A 15,994-nucleotide genomic window follows, 5' to 3' on the forward strand; every position below is an offset into this window, starting at 1 on the left:
CCAGGGAGCAGGACCGGCTATCCGAACATATCTACGAATACCCTAGCAAGCCGCCAGGACAATCAGCGTGCGCGGCGCGCCTTTGCTTCCGCCTCGGCCCATGCCCGCTGGGCGGGAGTCAGGGATGAACTGCCGGGACCGGTTGTGGCAACGGCCGCGCCGCTGCCCGCCCGCCAGGCATGGGTGATGGCCAGTGCCAAGGCGTCGGCAGCATCCGCAGGCCGCGGCGGTGCGTCGAGGCGGAGGATTTTGGTGACGAGCTTGGTCACCGCATCCTTGTTGGAGGAACCACTGCCGGTAACGGCTGCCTTGACCTCCGACGGCGTATGCAGGGCCACCGGAATCCCCCGCCGGGCGGCGGCCGCGATGACCACCCCGGACGCCTGGGCCACGCCCATCACAGTGCTGACGTTCAGCTGGGAGAAGACGCGCTCGACGGCGAGCACCTGCGGTTCGTACCGGTCCAGCCACTCGTCGATCGAGGAGGCGATGACCAGGAGCCGCTGGTCGAGGGTTTCGTCGGGCGAGGTGCCCACGACACCCACCGCAACCATGGTGGCCCGCCGGTTCCGTTCCACGTCCACCACGCCGATCCCGCATCGGGTCAGGCCCGGGTCCACCCCGAGGACGCGGAGCGTCACGGGCGGGCGGGCGCGGCTGGCGGGAGCGGCGTCACTCTGATTCCAGGGCGGCCTGGACGTCGTCGCTGAGGTCGGCGTTGCTGTAGACGTTCTGGACGTCGTCGAGGTCTTCCAGTGCGTCAACGAGCTTCATGAACTTTTTGGCTGCTTCCAGGTCCAGCGGGACTTCCATGGACGGAACGAACTCGGCCTCATCGGTGTCGTACTCGATGCCGGCGTCCTTGAGGGCGTCGCGGACGGCCTGGAGGTCCTTGGGGTCCGAGTGGATCTCGAAGGTCTCGCCGTTGTCCTTGACTTCCTCGGCACCGGCATCAAGGACCGCCATGAGGACGTCGTCCTCGGTGAGGTCCTTCTTTGGCAGGGTGACCACGCCCTTGCGGCTGAAGAGGTAGCTGACCGAGCCCGGATCGGCAATGGTGCCGCCGTTGCGGGAGATGGCAAGGCGAACCTCGGAAGCGGCGCGGTTCTTGTTGTCCGTGAGGCACTCGATCAGCAGGGCGGAACCCTGCGGGCCGCGGCATTCGTACATGATCTCGGTGTAATCGACCACTTCACCGGTGAGCCCGGCGCCGCGCTTGATGGCGCGGTCGATGTTGTCGGCCGGAACAGAGGTCTTCTTGGCTTTGGTGACGGCGAGTTCCAGGCCGGGGTTGCCGGAGAGGTCGGGCCCGCCCATGCGGGCAGCAACCTCAATGTTCTTGATCAGCTTGGCAAAGGACTTGGCGCGCCGGCTATCGAGGATGGCCTTCTTGTGCTTGGTCGTTGCCCATTTGGAGTGGCCTGACATGCTTTACGCTTCTCCTCTGATCATGCGGATAAAAAGTTCGTGTACGCGTTTCTCCCCAGTCACTTCCGGGTGGAAGGAGGTGGCCAGCAGGTGGCCGGAACGCACTGCAACAATTCTAGCCGTCCCGGGCAGCGGGACCGCGTGGGACGCGTGCTCCGGGTCGGCCGGCTCAACCTGGGCAAGGATTTCGACGCCGGCGCCCACCCTCTCCACCCAGGGCCCCCGGATGAACACGGCGTGAACGGGCGGGACGCCGTCTTCCGTTGCGCTGAACTCAAGGCCCTTGAAATCCAGGTCCGTCTCGAAGGACTCGCGCTGCCGTCCGAAGGCGTTGCGGCGGACCGTGATGTCCAGGCCACCAAAGGTCTGCTGGGGAGCCCCGGCCAGGTCCGTCGCGGGATCGGCAATGTCAGAGGCCAGCAGGATCATGCCGGCACAGGAGCCGTAGACAGGCAGGCCTTCGCGGATGCGTTCGCGCAGCGGCCCGGCAAGGTCGAAGGCGCGCGCCAGCTTGTCAATGGCAGTGGACTCGCCGCCCGGAATCACCAGCCCGTCCAACCCGTCCAGTTCCATTGGACGGCGGACGCCCACAGCCTGGGCACCCGTCAGTTCGATCGCGCGGAGGTGCTCGCGGAAGTCGCCCTGGAGCGCCAGCACACCGATCCGAAGGCCGGCGCCCGGGCGCGCAGAATCAGCTGAAAGGGAATTTGCCATCCATCCAGCATAAGCGCCCGCGCCATGCCGCCTGGCGCACAGCAGGCCCGGGCGGAGGTTGCATGCCGTTGCTGGGATATATTCAAAACATGCTCTACTTCAGTGTTCCGCTCGGCAAGCTGGTCCGCAGGGTGTCCCGGCTCCGGGGCGGCGGGTCCGCCCTGCCCGGGCTGGTGGTTGAAAAAATCGACCCCGGCTTCATGCGGCGGACGCTCACCACGCTCCCCCACGGCGTCGCCGTTGTCAGCGGCACCAACGGCAAGACAACCACCACCAAAATGGTGGTGGAGCTGCTGGAAAGCCAGGGCCTGAAGGTCTTCACCAACCGCACCGGCAGCAACTTCACCCGCGGCGTGGCTGCAGCACTCCTGGGCGAGGTGGACTGGCGCGGCCGGCTCGACGCCGACGTCGCGGTCCTGGAACTTGATGAAGCCCACGCCGTGCACTTCGTGAACAGCGTGCCGCCCCGCTACTGCCTGCTGCTGAACGTCCTCCGGGACCAGCTGGACCGGTTTGGCGAGATCGACAAGACTGCCCAGCTGCTTCAGCACATCGCGGCCAAGACCACCGGAACCGTGGTGCTCAACCGCGAGGATCCCAGGGTTGCCCGGATCGCCGAAACGCTGACCGGCCAGGACGTCAGATACTTTGGCTTGGACGATTCCCTGCTCAGCACCTTCCCCAACGACGACGACATGCGGGCCGCTCCCGGAAGTCCCGCCCCGGCGGGCCTGCCGGAGAAGCCCGCTGCCGACGTCGTACTTCGCAAGGTGGGCGCAGACACGGCTGAATTCGAGTACGACGGCGTTACGGTCACCACAGGCATGAAGCTTCGGGGCGTCTACAACATCTTTAACGCGGCCGCGGCGCTGACGCTCGCGCGGAGCATCTGCGGCAGCGGCGCCGCCACGGCCAACCACGAAACCTTGCTGGAGGCGCTGTCCCACGTGGCACCGGCGTTCGGACGCGGGGAAAGCCTCACCGTGGACGGCCAGCCCTTGGACCTGGTCCTGGTCAAGAACCCGAGCGGCTTCCGGCTCGGCCTGAAGTCCTTCCCGGCAGGCGGCTACGCCACCATGATCGCCATCAATGACAACTATGCGGACGGCCGGGATATGTCCTGGTTGTGGGACGTTGAGTTCGATTCCCTGCGGGAAGGCGGGGTGGACCAGCTGACGGGATCCCGCGCCTACGACATGGCCCTCCGGCTGCAATACGACGATGTCCCCGTCGGCAGTGTGCAGACGGACATTGCGCCGGCCCTTGCCGCCTTCATCCGGGAAGCCCAGGGGAAGCCGAAGCGCATCTTCTGCACCTACACCGCCATGCTTGCCATCCGGCGTGAACTGTCCAAAATCACCACCGTGGAGGTCGTCTCTTGAGCCAGGCAGGTGCGGACGCCGCACAGGAGAACTCCGGAAGCAAAGGCACCATCTGCGTGGTGCAGCTCTACCCGCGGGACATGAACATCTACGGCGACTGGGGCAATGCCCTGGTCCTCCAGCAGCGGATCAGGTGGCACGGCTACACCCCGGAGCTGGTCGAGTACAACGTGGGGGATCCCTTCCCCGACGTTGTGGACATCATCGTGGGCGGCGGCGGGCAGGACAGCGGCCAGCTGGTCATCCAGGACGACCTGCAGTCGCGGGCCGGAGTCCTGGGGGACCTCGCTGAGGACGGCGCACCGATGCTGGTGATTTGCGGGCTGTACCAGCTCTTCGGACGCTTCTTCAAGACGCGCACGGGGGCTGTCATCCCCGGCATCGGGATCCTGGACGTGGAAACCCACGGCACGGACGAGCGCCTGATTGGCAACGTCAAGGTCTCCACCCCGGAGTTCGGCGAGGTCCTGGGTTATGAGAACCACAGCGGGCAGACCACGCTGGGCAGCGGAGTCCGCCCGCTGGGCACCGTAGCCAAGGGCACCGGAAACAACAGCAGCGACGGCCACGAGGGTGCCCGCTACCGCAACATTGTGGCCAGCTACCTCCATGGGTCACTGCTGCCCAAGAACCCCGCCATCGCGGACTTCCTGATCCGAACTGCCGCTGAGCGCAAGTTCGGCACATTCGTTCCGGGCCATCCGGACGACCACTTCGCGGAACTGGCCAGGGAACACGCGGCGCGGCGCCCGCGCTAAGCATGCCCGGCATTAATAAGCACGCCCGGCATTAAAGGGACGACGGCGGCACTCCCCGTGGGGAACCGCCTCACGGCTCCCGGGTGACCAGGAGCTCGCGGGCACCGGCGGCCGCAGGGCCCCTGGCCAGCAGGCCCTCATTGTTCACCACCTACCACGGGGAAAGTTCCGTGATTCCGTTGCCCAGCCCGTACACGGGCGCATCGAGCATGTCCACCTGCCGGGGGTCGGGGTGGGCGTTGGTGCGGGCAACGGGGCAGGAGGGGTGGCCGTCACGGGACGGGAGCTGCCGGACCCGCTCGTAGCCAGAGCCGCCCCGGCGGAAGCGGAGATTCCCTACCGGACGTGGTCCCCATAACTGCCATTCCGGGGAGGCCGGCGTGGCGTGGCGCACATTGAGAAGCCTGGCCTGCTGTGAAAGGTTTTAGTCCATGACCAACCCCCTCCTGGCGCCCAGTCCCCTGCCGTACGGACTTCCTCCCTTCGCCGATATTGAACCCGCACATTACGAGGAAGCCATTGAGGCGGGCCTCGCCGAACACCTGGCAGAGATCCAGGCCATCGTGGACACACCGGCACCGGCCACCTTCGACAACACGGCGCTTGCAATCGAGCGCTCCGGCCGCCTGCTGGACCGGGCCGCCGCTTCCTTCTTCACACTGGTGTCAGCGGACGCGTCGGACCGGATCCGCGACCTTGAAACAAAGCTTTCCCCGCTCTTCTCAGCCCACCAGGACGAGATCTTCCTGAACCGGGGACTTTTCGAGCGCTTTGCCGCCATAGATACGGCCGAATGTGATGCCGAGTCCACCCGGCTGGTGGAGGAATACCTCAGGGAATTCCGGCAGTCCGGCATCCAGCTCGACGGCCCTGGCCAGGAAAGGCTCCGCGCCATCAACGCCGAACTCTCACGGCTGGGCACGGAGTTCGGACAGCGGGTCAAGGAAGGAATGAAGTCGGCCGCCCTCCTGCTGGACCATGCCGGGGATCTGGCCGGCCTGCCGGCGGATGACATTGCCAGCGCCGCGGAGGCTGCCCGGGCGGCCGGTCATGCCGGGAAGTTCCTGCTGACGCTCATCCAGCCCAGCAACCAGCCTGCCCTGGCCGCACTCGAAAACCGCGACGTCCGCCGTCGGCTCTTCGAAGCGTCCGTAGCCCGGGGCAGCGGCGGCGGCAGCCTCGACGTGCTGGACCTGGCAACGTCAATGGCGCGGCTCCGCGCCGAGAAGGCGGCGCTGCTCGGCTTTGCCAACTACGCCGAGCTGGTAGTGGACCGCCAAACTGCTCCGGACTTCGAATCGGTCCAGGCCATGCTTGGCCGCATGGCGCCGGCAGCCGTGCGGAACGCAGACGCCGAAGCGGCGGCGCTGGCCGAGGCTGCAGGCCATCCGCTGGAAGCCTGGGACTGGGCCTTCTATTCCGCCAGGGTCCGCCGCGAGAAGTATTCGGTGGACGAACAGGCGCTGCGTCCCTATTTCGAACTTGACCGGGTCCTGGCCGACGGCGTCTTCTTCGCCGCCACTTCCCTGTACGGCATCACGTTCCACGAACGGGACGATCTCTCCGGCTACCACCCCGATGTACGCGTCTGGGAGGTCAGGGACGAAGACGGGGAGGGACTGGGGCTGTTCCTGGGCGACTACTACACCCGCGAGTCCAAGCGCGGCGGGGCATGGATGAATTCCCTGGTTGAACAGTCGGCGCTGCTGGGGACAAAGCCTGTTGTCATCAACAACCTGAACATCTCGAAGCCGCCGGCGGGCGAACCGGCCCTTTTGACCCTGGATGAGCTGCGGACCACGTTCCACGAATTTGGCCACGCCCTGCACGGGCTCTTCTCCAACGTTACGTACGCCCGGTTTTCCGGCACGTCGGTTCCCCGCGACTTCGTTGAGTACCCGTCCCAAGTCAATGAGATGTGGATCATGTGGCCCGAAGTCCTGGAAAATTATGCGCGCCACCACGCCACCGGGGAGCCGTTGCCGGCCGCCGTCGTGGAGAAGCTCAACGAATCCCGGCTGTGGGGCGAGGGTTTTGCCACCACCGAGTACCTGGGCGCGGCGCTACTGGACCTCGCCTGGCATGTCCTCGGGGCCGGCGATGTTCCCGAAGACGCCATAGCCTTCGAAGACAAGGCCCTCGCTGCCGCCGGCATCGCCCACGCCCTGATTCCGCCGCGCTACCGCACCGGCTACTTCCAGCACGTCTTCGCGGGCGCAGGGTACGCGGCGGGCTACTACTCCTATATCTGGAGCGAGGTTTTGGACGCGGAAACAGTGGACTGGTTCACCGAAAACGGCGGCCTGACACGCGCCAACGGCCAACGCTTCCGCCAGGAGCTGCTGTCCCGGGGCAACAGCCGGGACCCGCTGGAATCCTTCCGCACCCTCCGCGGCCGCGACGCCCGGCTGGAACCGCTGCTGAAGCGCCGCGGCCTGGAGTAAGGGTTTCCAAGTAGGTAGCGCTAAGTGTCGTTTTGAACCTCCAAAACGACACTTAGCGCTACCTACTTGGGATAAACGAACGACGGCGGCGGGTCACCTTCCCAGGTGACCCGCCGCCGTCGTACTGCTTTTGAAGCTGTTACCAGCCGCGCTCGGCAAGGCGGTGTGGCTGGGGGATCTCGTCGACGTTGATGCCCACCATGGCTTCGCCCAGGCCGCGGGAGGCCTTGGCGATGACGTCGGGGTCATCGAAGAAGGTGGTGGCCTTCACGACCGCCGCGGCGCGCTGGGCGGGGTTGCCGGACTTGAAGATGCCGGAGCCGACGAACACGCCGTCAGCGCCGAGCTGCATCATCATGGCCGCGTCGGCCGGGGTGGCGATGCCGCCGGCGGTGAACAGCACCACGGGGAGCTTGCCGGCGGCGGCAACTTCCTTGACCAGTTCGTACGGTGCCTGCAGTTCCTTGGCCGCAACGTACAGCTCGTCCTCGGGCAGGGCCGCAAGCTTGGCGATCTCGGAACGGATCTGGCGCATGTGACCGGTGGCGTTGGAGACGTCGCCGGTGCCGGCCTCGCCCTTGGAACGGATCATCGCGGCGCCCTCGTTGATGCGGCGCAGCGCCTCACCAAGGTTGGTGGCACCGCAAACGAAGGGAACCTTGAAGTTCCACTTGTCGATGTGGTTGACATAGTCGGCCGGGGTCAGGACCTCGGACTCGTCGATGTAGTCCACGCCCAGGGACTGCAGGACCTGGGCCTCCACGAAGTGGCCGATCCGGGCCTTGGCCATGACGGGGATGGACACGGCATCGATGATCTGGTCGATCATGTCCGGATCCGACATGCGGGACACGCCGCCCTGGGCGCGGATATCGGCCGGAACGCGTTCCAGCGCCATCACAGCAACGGCACCGGCGTCCTCGGCGATGCGGGCCTGTTCGACGTTGACGACGTCCATGATGACGCCGCCCTTGAGCATCTCAGCCATACCGCGCTTGACGCGGTTGCTGCCCGTGACAGTGTTCGCGGACGAACCGGCTTCGCTGCTTACATCAGGTGTAGACACAAAAACCCCTATGGGTAGATAGATGACCTTCGCCGGGGTGCAGGGCGGCACGGAGATGCCGATGTACACTCACCGGGTTGCCGGATCCATTGACCGGGCAGTCCTAATACTAGTCTCACCGCAGCCAGCAGGCTTAATTCGCCTTAATCAGCAGGCGACGGCTCGGCGAGGGACTGGCGCCGGACGGATAGTACTCGCTGCACCACCGTGATGAAACTCGCGATGGCCAGCAGAAGGAGCGTCACCAGCAGCACCACCTCCGGAAGCCCCAGGCCCGTGAAGCCGGTGACAACCAGCACCGATACCAGGCGCTCGGCCCGCTCCGCGATCCCGGTGTTGGCCGTGAAGCCCAGCGATTCGGCTTTCGCCCTGGCATACGAAACCACCATGCCAAGAACCAGGCAGACCGTGGCTGCCACTGCAATGGGAATGTTCGCCCCGCCGGTGAAAAACCACACGGCCAGGCCGGCGAACAGGGCGCCGTCGGCTATCCGGTCGAGCGTGGAGTCGAGGAAGTTGCCCCACCGGCTGCCCACCTCCCGCATCCTGGCCATGATGCCGTCCAGGACATCGGAGAAGATAAACGCGGTGATGAACAAGGTCCCCCACCAAAGCTGGCCGAGCGGATAAAAGACCAGGGCACCCACCACGACACCGGCGGTGCCGATGACGGTTACGGCGTCCGGCGAAACACCGATCTTGAGGAGCCAGCGGGCAAGCGGGGTGAACAGCGCGGTGAAGAAACCGCGGGCGTGCCTATTCAGCATCCGTCTCCCCGGGCCAGGCGTCGGCCACCTGCTGGCGGACCTCGTCGAGGGTCTGCGTGATGGCCTTGGTCTGGGCGATGATCGGGAAGAAATTCCCGTCACCGCCCCAGCGGGGAACGATGTGCTGGTGGAGGTGCGCCGCGATTCCGGCGCCGCCCACGACGCCCTGGTTCATGCCGAGGTTGAATCCTCCCGGGTTGGCCACTTTCCGCAGGACTTTCATGGCGGTCTGGGTGAGCTCCGCGAACTCGGCGGTCTCGTCGAGGGTCAGGTCGGTGTAGTCCGGAATGTGGCGGTAGGGGCACACCAGGAGATGGCCGGGGTTATAGGGAAAAAGGTTCAGCACCACGTAGCACGTCTTTCCGCGGTGGACGATGAGGGCTTCCTCGTCTGTCCGGCCGGGGCCAATGCAGAACGGGCAGTCGTTCTCATTCTTGAACTGGTGCTGCCCGCCTTTGATGTAGGCCATGCGGTGCGGAGTCCACAGGCGCTGGAAGGCGTCCGGGACACCGGCGAGGTCAAAGTCGTCGGTAACGCCGGCATCGCCTGGATACCCTGCTCCTGTGTTCTCCTGCACCGTGCTGTTCCGTTTCCGCTAGCTGGTCCGGTTACGGACGGCTTCCGTGATCCGCTTGACTGCCTCTGCCACGGGCACGCCGTTGTCCTGGCTTCCGTCCCGGAAGCGGAACGAGACTGCGCCTGCCTCGGCGTCATCCCCGCCGGCGATCAGCACGAACGGGATCTTGTCCTTGCTGGCGGTGCGGATCTTCTTCGGGAACCGGTCCGAGGAGGTGTCCACCTCGGCACGGATGCCTGCGGCCTTGAGCTGGTCGACGACGTCGAACATGTATTCATTGAACGTTTCCGCCACGGGGATGCCCACCACCTGCACCGGGGCCAGCCAGGCGGGGAAGGCGCCGGCGTAATGCTCGGTGAGCACTCCCATGAACCGCTCAATCGATCCGAACAGGGCGCGGTGGATCATAACGGGCCGCTGGCGCGTGCCGTCTGCCGCCTGGAATTCCAGTTCGAACCGTTCCGGCAGGTTGAAGTCCAGCTGGATGGTGGACATCTGCCAGGTCCGGCCCAGGGCGTCCTTCGCCTGCACGGAGATCTTGGGGCCGTAGAACGCGGCCCCGCCCGGATCAGCGACAAGTTCCAGGCCTGATTCCTCGGCCACTTCGGCGAGGGTCCGGGTGGCTTCCTCCCAGGCGGCGTCGTCACCGACGAACTTCTCCGGATCCTTGGTGGAAAGCTCCAGGTAGAAGTCGTTCAGGCCGTAGTCCTTGAGCAGGTCGAGCACGAACGTCAGGGTCTTGGTGAGCTCACCCTTCATCTGCTCGCGGGTGCAGTAGATGTGGGCGTCGTCCTGTGTCATGCCGCGGACCCGGGTCAGCCCGTGCACCACGCCGGACTTCTCGTACCGGTACACGGACCCGAATTCGAACAGCCGCAGGGGCAGCTCACGGTAGGAGCGGCCGCGGGACCGGAAGACCAGGTTGTGCATGGGGCAGTTCATCGGCTTGAGGTAGTAGTCCTGGCCGGGTTTGCGGACGGTGCCGTCTTCATTGAGTTCGGCGTCCACATGCATGGCCGGGAACATGCCGTCCTTGTACCAGTCCAGGTGGCCCGAGACCTCGTACAGGTGGCCCTTGGTGATATGCGGCGTGTACACGAACTCATAGCCGGCCTCAACATGGCGCTGCCGGGAGTAGTCCTCCATCTCCTTGCGGATGATGCCGCCCTTGGGGTGGAAGACCGGAAGGCCCGAGCCGAGTTCGTCCGGGAAGGAGAACAGGTCCAGTTCAGAGCCGAGCTTGCGGTGGTCCCGGCGTTCGGCCTCGGCGATGCGCTCCTGGTAGGCCTTGAGCGCGTCCTTGGTGGGCCACGCAGTGCCGTAGATCCGCTGCAGCTGCTGGTTCTTCTGGTTGCCCAGCCAGTAGGCGGAGGACGAACGGGTGAGGGCGAAGGCATTGGAGATCAGCTTGGTGTTGGGCAGGTGCGGCCCGCGGCAAAGGTCGCACCAGACGGTGGTCCCGTCCTTGCGCTCCACGTTGTCGTAGATGGTGATGTCGCCGGCGCCGACCTCAACGTTGACGCCCTCGCCGGCCTCTGCGGCTTCATTCTTCTTGCCAAGGAGTTCAAGCTTGTAGGGCTCGTCCTTCATCGCTTCGCGGGCCTCGTCCTCGTTGACCACGCGGCGGACGAACTTCTGGTTCTGGTTGATGATCTTCTGCATCATCTTTTCGAGGGTCTTGAGGTCCTCGGGAGTGAACGGCTCGGCAACATCGAAATCGAAGTAGAAGCCGTCGGTGATGTACGGGCCGATGCCCAGTTTGGCGTCCGGCCGCAACTGCTGGACGGCCTGTGCCATGACGTGGGCGGTGGAGTGGCGGAGGACGTTGAGCCCGTCCGGGGAATCGATGGTTACGCCCTCGACGTCAGCGCCTTCAGGCAGCTCCTGGTCCAGGTCCTTAAGCTCGCCATTGACGCGGGCAACAACAACATCACGGCGCTCAAAGAAGAGTTCCGCACCGGTTGTCCCGGTAGTCACCTTGGTCTCTTCGCCATCGACGAGAAGGGTGATCTGCTGGGCATCTGACACGGGTGTCTCCTATTCAAAGTTAAGGCTTCATAGCTTGTGGCATACGGGGACCACAGCCAGCCATCGTCAATGCTATCGGTTCCGCTCAGGCCCGACCAACGCGGCGCACCCGAGGATCAGCCGCTGAATCCCGTGATGGCGAGGGTGCGGGTGATTCCGTCCAGGGGGTGCCGGGCCTCCGGTTCCTGCGCCTGGGAACCCTGGAACGGCAAGGTTTCGGTGCGGCTCAGGTCCCAGGCCATGCTCGCGCTCAGGCTTATTCCCCGCGGGCCGGTCCGCCTGGTGGTGCCACGGATCAGGAGCAGCCGGGTTCCAAAGAGGAGCATTCCTGCCTTTTCCTGGGCTTCATGGAAGAAGACCGAATCTATGCAGCCGGTGCCGTCGTCGATGCTGATGAAAACTACCCGCCGGCCGCCCCGCATGGGCGGCGTCTGGGTTGCCACGCGAACCCCGGCCACCAGCACTTCCGTCCCGTTCCGCAGTCCGAGGAGCTTATCCGCCGTGGTGACTCCCAGCCTGTTGAGCATCGGCCGGTGGCTGTCCATCAGGTGGCTGCTGACATCAACAGCCATAAGGTCGAGTTCGGCCCGCACATTCTCCACCAAGGTTGGCGCCGGCAGCCCCGGCTTGACGTTGCGCAGCTCAACATCCCCCAAAGGCAGGGAGAGCTGCCCCTCGATAACCTCCACTCCTTTCCGTCCACTGCCGGAACCTTGGAGTTTTTGCAGATGTTGGACAAGGTCCGCACGGTTTGCATTGCCGCCTGCCTCCCGGTGAAGGGAATCAAAAGCGCCCAGCTGGGCCAGCCTTTTGATGCCGGGCTTGCTGATCCTTGACCGTGCCCTCAGGTCAGCGAGGGAGTCGAAGGGCTGGCCGGCGACGATCCGCTTAAGTTCTGTTGCGGACAATCCGTAAATGCCGTTCAGGCTTAGCCTGATTCCCAGTTTTCCTTCATCCGGGCCTTGCCCTACCCGTTCCACCCGGTACTCCGCCTTGCTTCGGTTGATGTCCAACGGGAGGATCGTGATCCCCAGGCGCCGGGCTTCCGCTACCAGCAGCCTTTTGGGGTACATCCCGGGATCGTGTTCCCACAGCCCGGCAAGGAATGCTTCGGGATGGTGAGCTTTCAGCCAGGCAGACTGGTATGTGGGGACGGCAAAGGCAGCACCATGCGCCTTGCAGAATCCGAAGCTTCCGAAGGCTTTCAAGGTCCCCCAGACGTTGTCCACCACAGCGGGTGCGTAGCCCCTTTCCCTAGCCGCTTTGCGGAAGAACTCCTCCACGCCCGGCTCAAGGGCGTCGTTGCCCAATGCACGGCGGAACTCGTCCGCCCGTGCAAGTCCGCAGCCTGTCATGACGTCGAAGGTCTTCAGGATCTGTTCGTGGAAAACGGTGACGCCGTGGGTCTCCGCGAGGACCGGTTTCAGGTCCGGATGGGGGTACACCTCGGGGGCGAAACCATGCCGGTGCTCAAGGAAGGGCCGAACCATGTCCGATTTCATGGGGCCGGGGCGGAACAGTGAGATATCGATGATGAGGTCGTTGAATTCCCGGGGTGCCATCTTGCCGATGAGCTCACGCTGCCCGGGCGATTCAATCTGGAAGCAGCCCAGGGTGTGGGTGCTCCTGATCAGTTCAAAGGTGGCTTCATCATCCAGCGGGACGGCATTGAGGTCGATGCGTCCGTTGTCCGCAATGTAGTCGGGACCGGCACCGTCCGGACCAGGTGAATGCTTTCCGGCTGCCACCACTTCTTCCTTGGAGGGGTGGATACGGATGACTTCCCGCACGGCAAAAGCCATGGCGCTTTGCATCCGGACCCCAAGGACATCAAGCTTGAGCATGCCCATGGGATCCATGTCGTGTTTATCGAACTGGCTCATGGGGAGGCCAAGTCCACTGGGCTGCACAGGAGTGCGGTCAAGCAGGGTTGCGTCGCCAAGGATCACGCCGCAGGGATGCATGGAGATATGCCGGGGCAGCCTGTCAAGGCGTTCCGTCAGGTCCACCAACAGATCAAGTTGCTGGTTTCCATCCAGGTCCCGCTGTTCCACCCGGCCGGCGAACTCCCGAAGTTCAGGTTTTTCCTGGAGTGCTTCACGGAAGTTGCGGGCAGAAAAGCGCCACAGCTGCTTTGCAATCTCCCCCACCTCGTCGTCGTCCATGCCCAGCGCCATGCCGGCGTCCCGCACTGCACCCCTGGCCCGGTAGCCATTCTGCATGCTCATCAGGGTGACCCGCTCGGTACCAAAGCGCTGAAAAATCCGGTGGTAGACGTTGTGCCGCTCCGCGCTTTCAACGTCGATATCAATATCCGGAAGTGTTGCCCGGTCCTGCGACAGGAAGCGTTCGAAAATCAGGTCATGCTGCAGGGGGTTCACCTGGCTGACGTCGATCAGGTAATTGACCAGGCTTGAGGCGCCGGATCCACGGGCTGCTGCCCGCACTCCCATTTCCTGGATCATGCGGGACACCTCGGCAACCGTCAGGAAATAGGAGGAGAAGCCAAGGTTGCGGATGATGCCCAGTTCGTGATCGAGCCGGGAGCGCATCCTTTGTCCGGCAGTACCAGTAATTCCCGGGAACCGCCTGGTGATTCCAGCCTGGCACCGCTGGACGAGTTCAAGATGCGGATCCTGGCTGATCCCGATCACTGAAGCTTCCGGCACCACGGGCTGCTTCCACCCCATGTCCGTGACCGGATCAATCCTGCAAAGGTCCGCCAGCGCCTCGGTCTGCTTCATCAGTTGCTTGAGGTCCGCTGCGCCATAGCCTGCCGCAGAAATGATCTCCTTGCCCAGGCGGAGCATCTCCGCGGAGGATTTAAGCCAGCCTTGGCCTGTTGGCTGCAGCAGGGGCTCTTCCGCGAGTTCCGGCAGGGATTTCAGGGTGCGTGCTGAGTCGAGCACATCCGCGGTGGGTGCTCCGTCTGCAGCGCAGTACCGGACGGCGTTTGTCAGGATTGCAGGAACATGATGCTCTTCTGCCAGCTTGAGCATGCGGACAGCATGGGCTGTACTCAAGGGCTTTCCGGGTGCGCTGAGCTGGGAGACTATCTCGGCAACCAAAGTGCCTGCGGGCATTGCGTCCAGCCATTGCATGAACAAGGTGCGCGGGCGAAGGTAGCGCCGCCCGCCCATGGCCCGGCCGACGTCGGAATCTGGCCCGATCAGGACAGTCAACACCGGTTTCAGGGTTTGGGGATCGAGGGTTCGGGAAGCAAGTTCCGCCCTGGTCACGGCAACTGGAACCGTTCCCCCGGATTTCCCGGAGGTACGGGCATGGGCATCTGATATCAGCCTGCAGAGCGCGCGGTAGCCCGCCCCGTTGTTGTTGCCCCGAGCCAGCACCACCACCCTGCCGGCAAGCTGGGTGCGGTGATCGTCGTCGTCGTCAAATACCGCAAGGTCAACACCCACAATGGGATCAATGCCCGCTCCCATGCATGCCTTGAGGTGTTTGATGGTTCCGTACAAACCGTCACGGTCAGTGCAGGCAAGTGCTGTTGCACCGTCAGCGGCGGCGGCCTGTGCCAGTTCCTCAGGCCAGGAGACGCCGTAGTGCGCACTGAAGGCAGTGGAGACGTGAAGATGGGTGAAGCTCATGCTGTCCTTGGCCGGAGTGCGTCATGGATGCGCAGCAGCCGCCAGCGGCCGCTTTGGATATGCCTGGTGAGGTCAAGCGTCAAAGTTTCTTCCGGCTCAAGGGCTCCAAGGACAGGGGGGTCAGGCCGCACCTGGACCCGCCAGATTTCGTGGTCCACCAGTCCGGGTCCACTGCCAAGCGGAGCGCGGCTTTCTTCCGCCCACCATTGCCGGCGTTCGTACCAGCGCACCGGTTCAGCACAAACAGCATAGGAACGTCCTGCCCACAGCAGGCGCAGGGGTTCGCCGTAAGCGCCGCACTCGACGTCCACGGATTGGCTGAACATGCCCATGGCGCCTCCCGGATCCAAACTGGTTTATTCGAATACTTGTTCGAATACATCCAGTCTACCCCTGCCCTGAACGTGCGCAAAGAAGGGTACGGGGAAGGACAAGGAGAATGGCGCGCAAGGGTGGACGGACCGATCGACAGGGAGCAGGATGGTGCCATGAGCACCCAAGACGCACTTCTAAAGCAGGCAAGCATTTCAACCCAGGACTCCACCGTGGTGGCCACGTTCAATATAGACGGCACCATCCCGTCGTCCGGTGCTTACGTGGTTGGGCTGGTAGGTGCTACGCCGGACTATTCAACACAACGGCGGTTATGCATTGAGTTCATGAACGGGGAGGCGATTGCCTTTTACTCATTCAACCGTGAACAGGGAGTCGAAGAAGACTACGACCTGTCCGGCGTGACCCACTCCGATAGCACCATTACGGGCAGCTTCCCCATGGCGGCCTTGAACGGCCTTGGCAAGGGGCATGTCATGTCAGCCTTCAGCGAGGCCGAAGGCAGGGAATTCCAGCACGGCGTCCCCGTGGAGGAACACCTCTGAACAAGGGCTTGCGGGCAGCTCAGCTGTTCCCTTTGTGGACCCGCATTTCCAGTTCGATGAAGCCGGAGATCATTGCCCGGTACGTGGACTCCACGATGTCCGGGTCGATGTCTTTTTTCTCCGCTGCCGAGCGGACATGCTCAATGATTCGCTCCACGCGCCCGGGCGCTCGGACTTCGGCGTCATCGCCCTTGAGGGTTCCGGCAATCCGGATCAGCCGTTCCCGGCGGGCGATGAGGGTGACAATCTGGTCATCAACCTCGTCAACAGCAATGCGGACCGCAGCGAGCTGTTCCTTGTCGGCCAAAGCATCTCGATCATTTCCTTGAATTGTCGCCATCGTCTGA

Annotated in this window: 15 protein-coding genes; 4 read left to right on the forward strand and 11 right to left on the reverse strand. The window is 64.1% G+C overall.

Annotated features, from left to right (window positions below):
• Nucleotides 1–62: 62 nt before the first annotated feature.
• The 3 genes from ruvC to pdxT are packed head-to-tail and all read right to left on the reverse strand — an operon-like array spanning nt 63 to nt 2,142.
• Nucleotides 63–641 carry a crossover junction endodeoxyribonuclease RuvC gene (gene ruvC, locus C3B78_RS10870; protein WP_104998081.1) on the reverse strand — a complete coding sequence of 193 codons (579 nt, stop codon included), beginning with the start codon at nt 639–641 and terminating at the stop codon, nt 63–65.
• 31 nt (nt 642–672) lie between these two features.
• Nucleotides 673–1,428, reverse strand: a complete 756-nt coding sequence (locus C3B78_RS10875) for a YebC/PmpR family DNA-binding transcriptional regulator (protein WP_104998082.1) — start codon at nt 1,426–1,428, stop codon at nt 673–675.
• A gap of 3 nt (nt 1,429–1,431) precedes the next feature.
• Entirely contained in the window at nt 1,432–2,142 is a 711-nt protein-coding gene (gene pdxT / locus C3B78_RS10880) for a pyridoxal 5'-phosphate synthase glutaminase subunit PdxT (protein ID WP_104998083.1), read from the reverse strand.
• Between the two features lie 89 nt (nt 2,143–2,231).
• On the opposite strand from pdxT, the gene C3B78_RS10885 reads away from it, so the two are divergent.
• Nucleotides 2,232–3,524 (forward strand): Mur ligase family protein, encoded by a 1,293-nt coding sequence (locus C3B78_RS10885; RefSeq protein WP_199775236.1) that lies wholly within the window; start codon nt 2,232–2,234, stop codon nt 3,522–3,524.
• Nucleotides 3,521–4,282: a type 1 glutamine amidotransferase gene (locus C3B78_RS10890; protein WP_104998085.1), complete on the forward strand. Its 762-nt coding sequence runs from the start codon at nt 3,521–3,523 to the stop codon at nt 4,280–4,282. Before C3B78_RS10885 ends, C3B78_RS10890 begins: the two co-directional genes overlap by 4 nt.
• Before the next feature lie 151 nt (nt 4,283–4,433).
• Here the strand turns inward: C3B78_RS10890 and C3B78_RS10895 are convergent, their stop codons facing one another.
• The gene (locus C3B78_RS10895; protein WP_104998086.1) at nt 4,434–4,676 is read right to left on the reverse strand and encodes a hypothetical protein; all 243 of its coding nucleotides are present in this window, start codon (nt 4,674–4,676) and stop codon (nt 4,434–4,436) included.
• Between the two features lie 37 nt (nt 4,677–4,713).
• On the opposite strand from C3B78_RS10895, the gene C3B78_RS10900 reads away from it, so the two are divergent.
• A complete protein-coding gene (locus C3B78_RS10900) occupies nt 4,714–6,726 on the forward strand; it encodes a M3 family metallopeptidase (RefSeq protein ID WP_104998087.1) in 2,013 nt (670 codons plus the stop codon).
• A 139-nt stretch (nt 6,727–6,865) separates the two neighbouring features.
• On the opposite strand, the gene pdxS is transcribed toward C3B78_RS10900, so the two are convergent.
• The 6 genes from pdxS to C3B78_RS10930 form a co-directional block, all read right to left on the reverse strand.
• Nucleotides 6,866–7,792 carry a pyridoxal 5'-phosphate synthase lyase subunit PdxS gene (gene pdxS / locus C3B78_RS10905; protein WP_104999750.1) on the reverse strand — a complete coding sequence of 309 codons (927 nt, stop codon included), beginning with the start codon at nt 7,790–7,792 and terminating at the stop codon, nt 6,866–6,868.
• Nucleotides 7,793–7,935: 143 nt separating this feature from the next.
• A complete protein-coding gene (gene pgsA / locus C3B78_RS10910; RefSeq protein ID WP_104998088.1) occupies nt 7,936–8,559 on the reverse strand; it encodes a phosphatidylinositol phosphate synthase in 624 nt (207 codons plus the stop codon).
• Nucleotides 8,549–9,136 carry an HIT family protein gene (locus C3B78_RS10915; protein WP_104998089.1) on the reverse strand — a complete coding sequence of 196 codons (588 nt, stop codon included), beginning with the start codon at nt 9,134–9,136 and terminating at the stop codon, nt 8,549–8,551. The genes pgsA and C3B78_RS10915 overlap by 11 nt, the downstream gene beginning before the upstream one ends.
• An 18-nt stretch (nt 9,137–9,154) precedes the next feature.
• Entirely contained in the window at nt 9,155–11,164 is a 2,010-nt protein-coding gene (thrS, locus tag C3B78_RS10920; protein ID WP_104998090.1) for a threonine--tRNA ligase, read from the reverse strand.
• A gap of 116 nt (nt 11,165–11,280) precedes the next feature.
• The gene (locus tag C3B78_RS10925; RefSeq protein ID WP_104998091.1) at nt 11,281–14,769 is read right to left on the reverse strand and encodes a DNA polymerase III subunit alpha; all 3,489 of its coding nucleotides are present in this window, start codon (nt 14,767–14,769) and stop codon (nt 11,281–11,283) included.
• Nucleotides 14,766–15,101 (reverse strand): DUF6504 family protein, encoded by a 336-nt coding sequence (locus C3B78_RS10930; RefSeq protein ID WP_104998092.1) that lies wholly within the window; start codon nt 15,099–15,101, stop codon nt 14,766–14,768. The genes C3B78_RS10925 and C3B78_RS10930 overlap by 4 nt, the downstream gene beginning before the upstream one ends.
• A gap of 156 nt (nt 15,102–15,257) precedes the next feature.
• Here C3B78_RS10930 and C3B78_RS10935 point away from each other — a divergent pair, with 156 nt between their 5' ends.
• The gene (locus tag C3B78_RS10935) at nt 15,258–15,647 is read left to right on the forward strand and encodes a hypothetical protein (protein ID WP_104998093.1); all 390 of its coding nucleotides are present in this window, start codon (nt 15,258–15,260) and stop codon (nt 15,645–15,647) included.
• A gap of 19 nt (nt 15,648–15,666) precedes the next feature.
• Here the strand turns inward: C3B78_RS10935 and C3B78_RS10940 are convergent, their stop codons facing one another.
• On the reverse strand, nt 15,667–15,987 hold the full coding sequence (locus C3B78_RS10940; RefSeq protein ID WP_104998094.1) for a chorismate mutase: 321 nt from the start codon (nt 15,985–15,987) through the stop codon (nt 15,667–15,669).
• Nucleotides 15,988–15,994: the final 7 nt, after the last annotated feature.

The sequence above is a fragment of the Arthrobacter sp. PGP41 genome (genome assembly GCF_002953935.1).
In the GTDB taxonomy this organism is placed as follows: domain Bacteria; phylum Actinomycetota; class Actinomycetes; order Actinomycetales; family Micrococcaceae; genus Arthrobacter.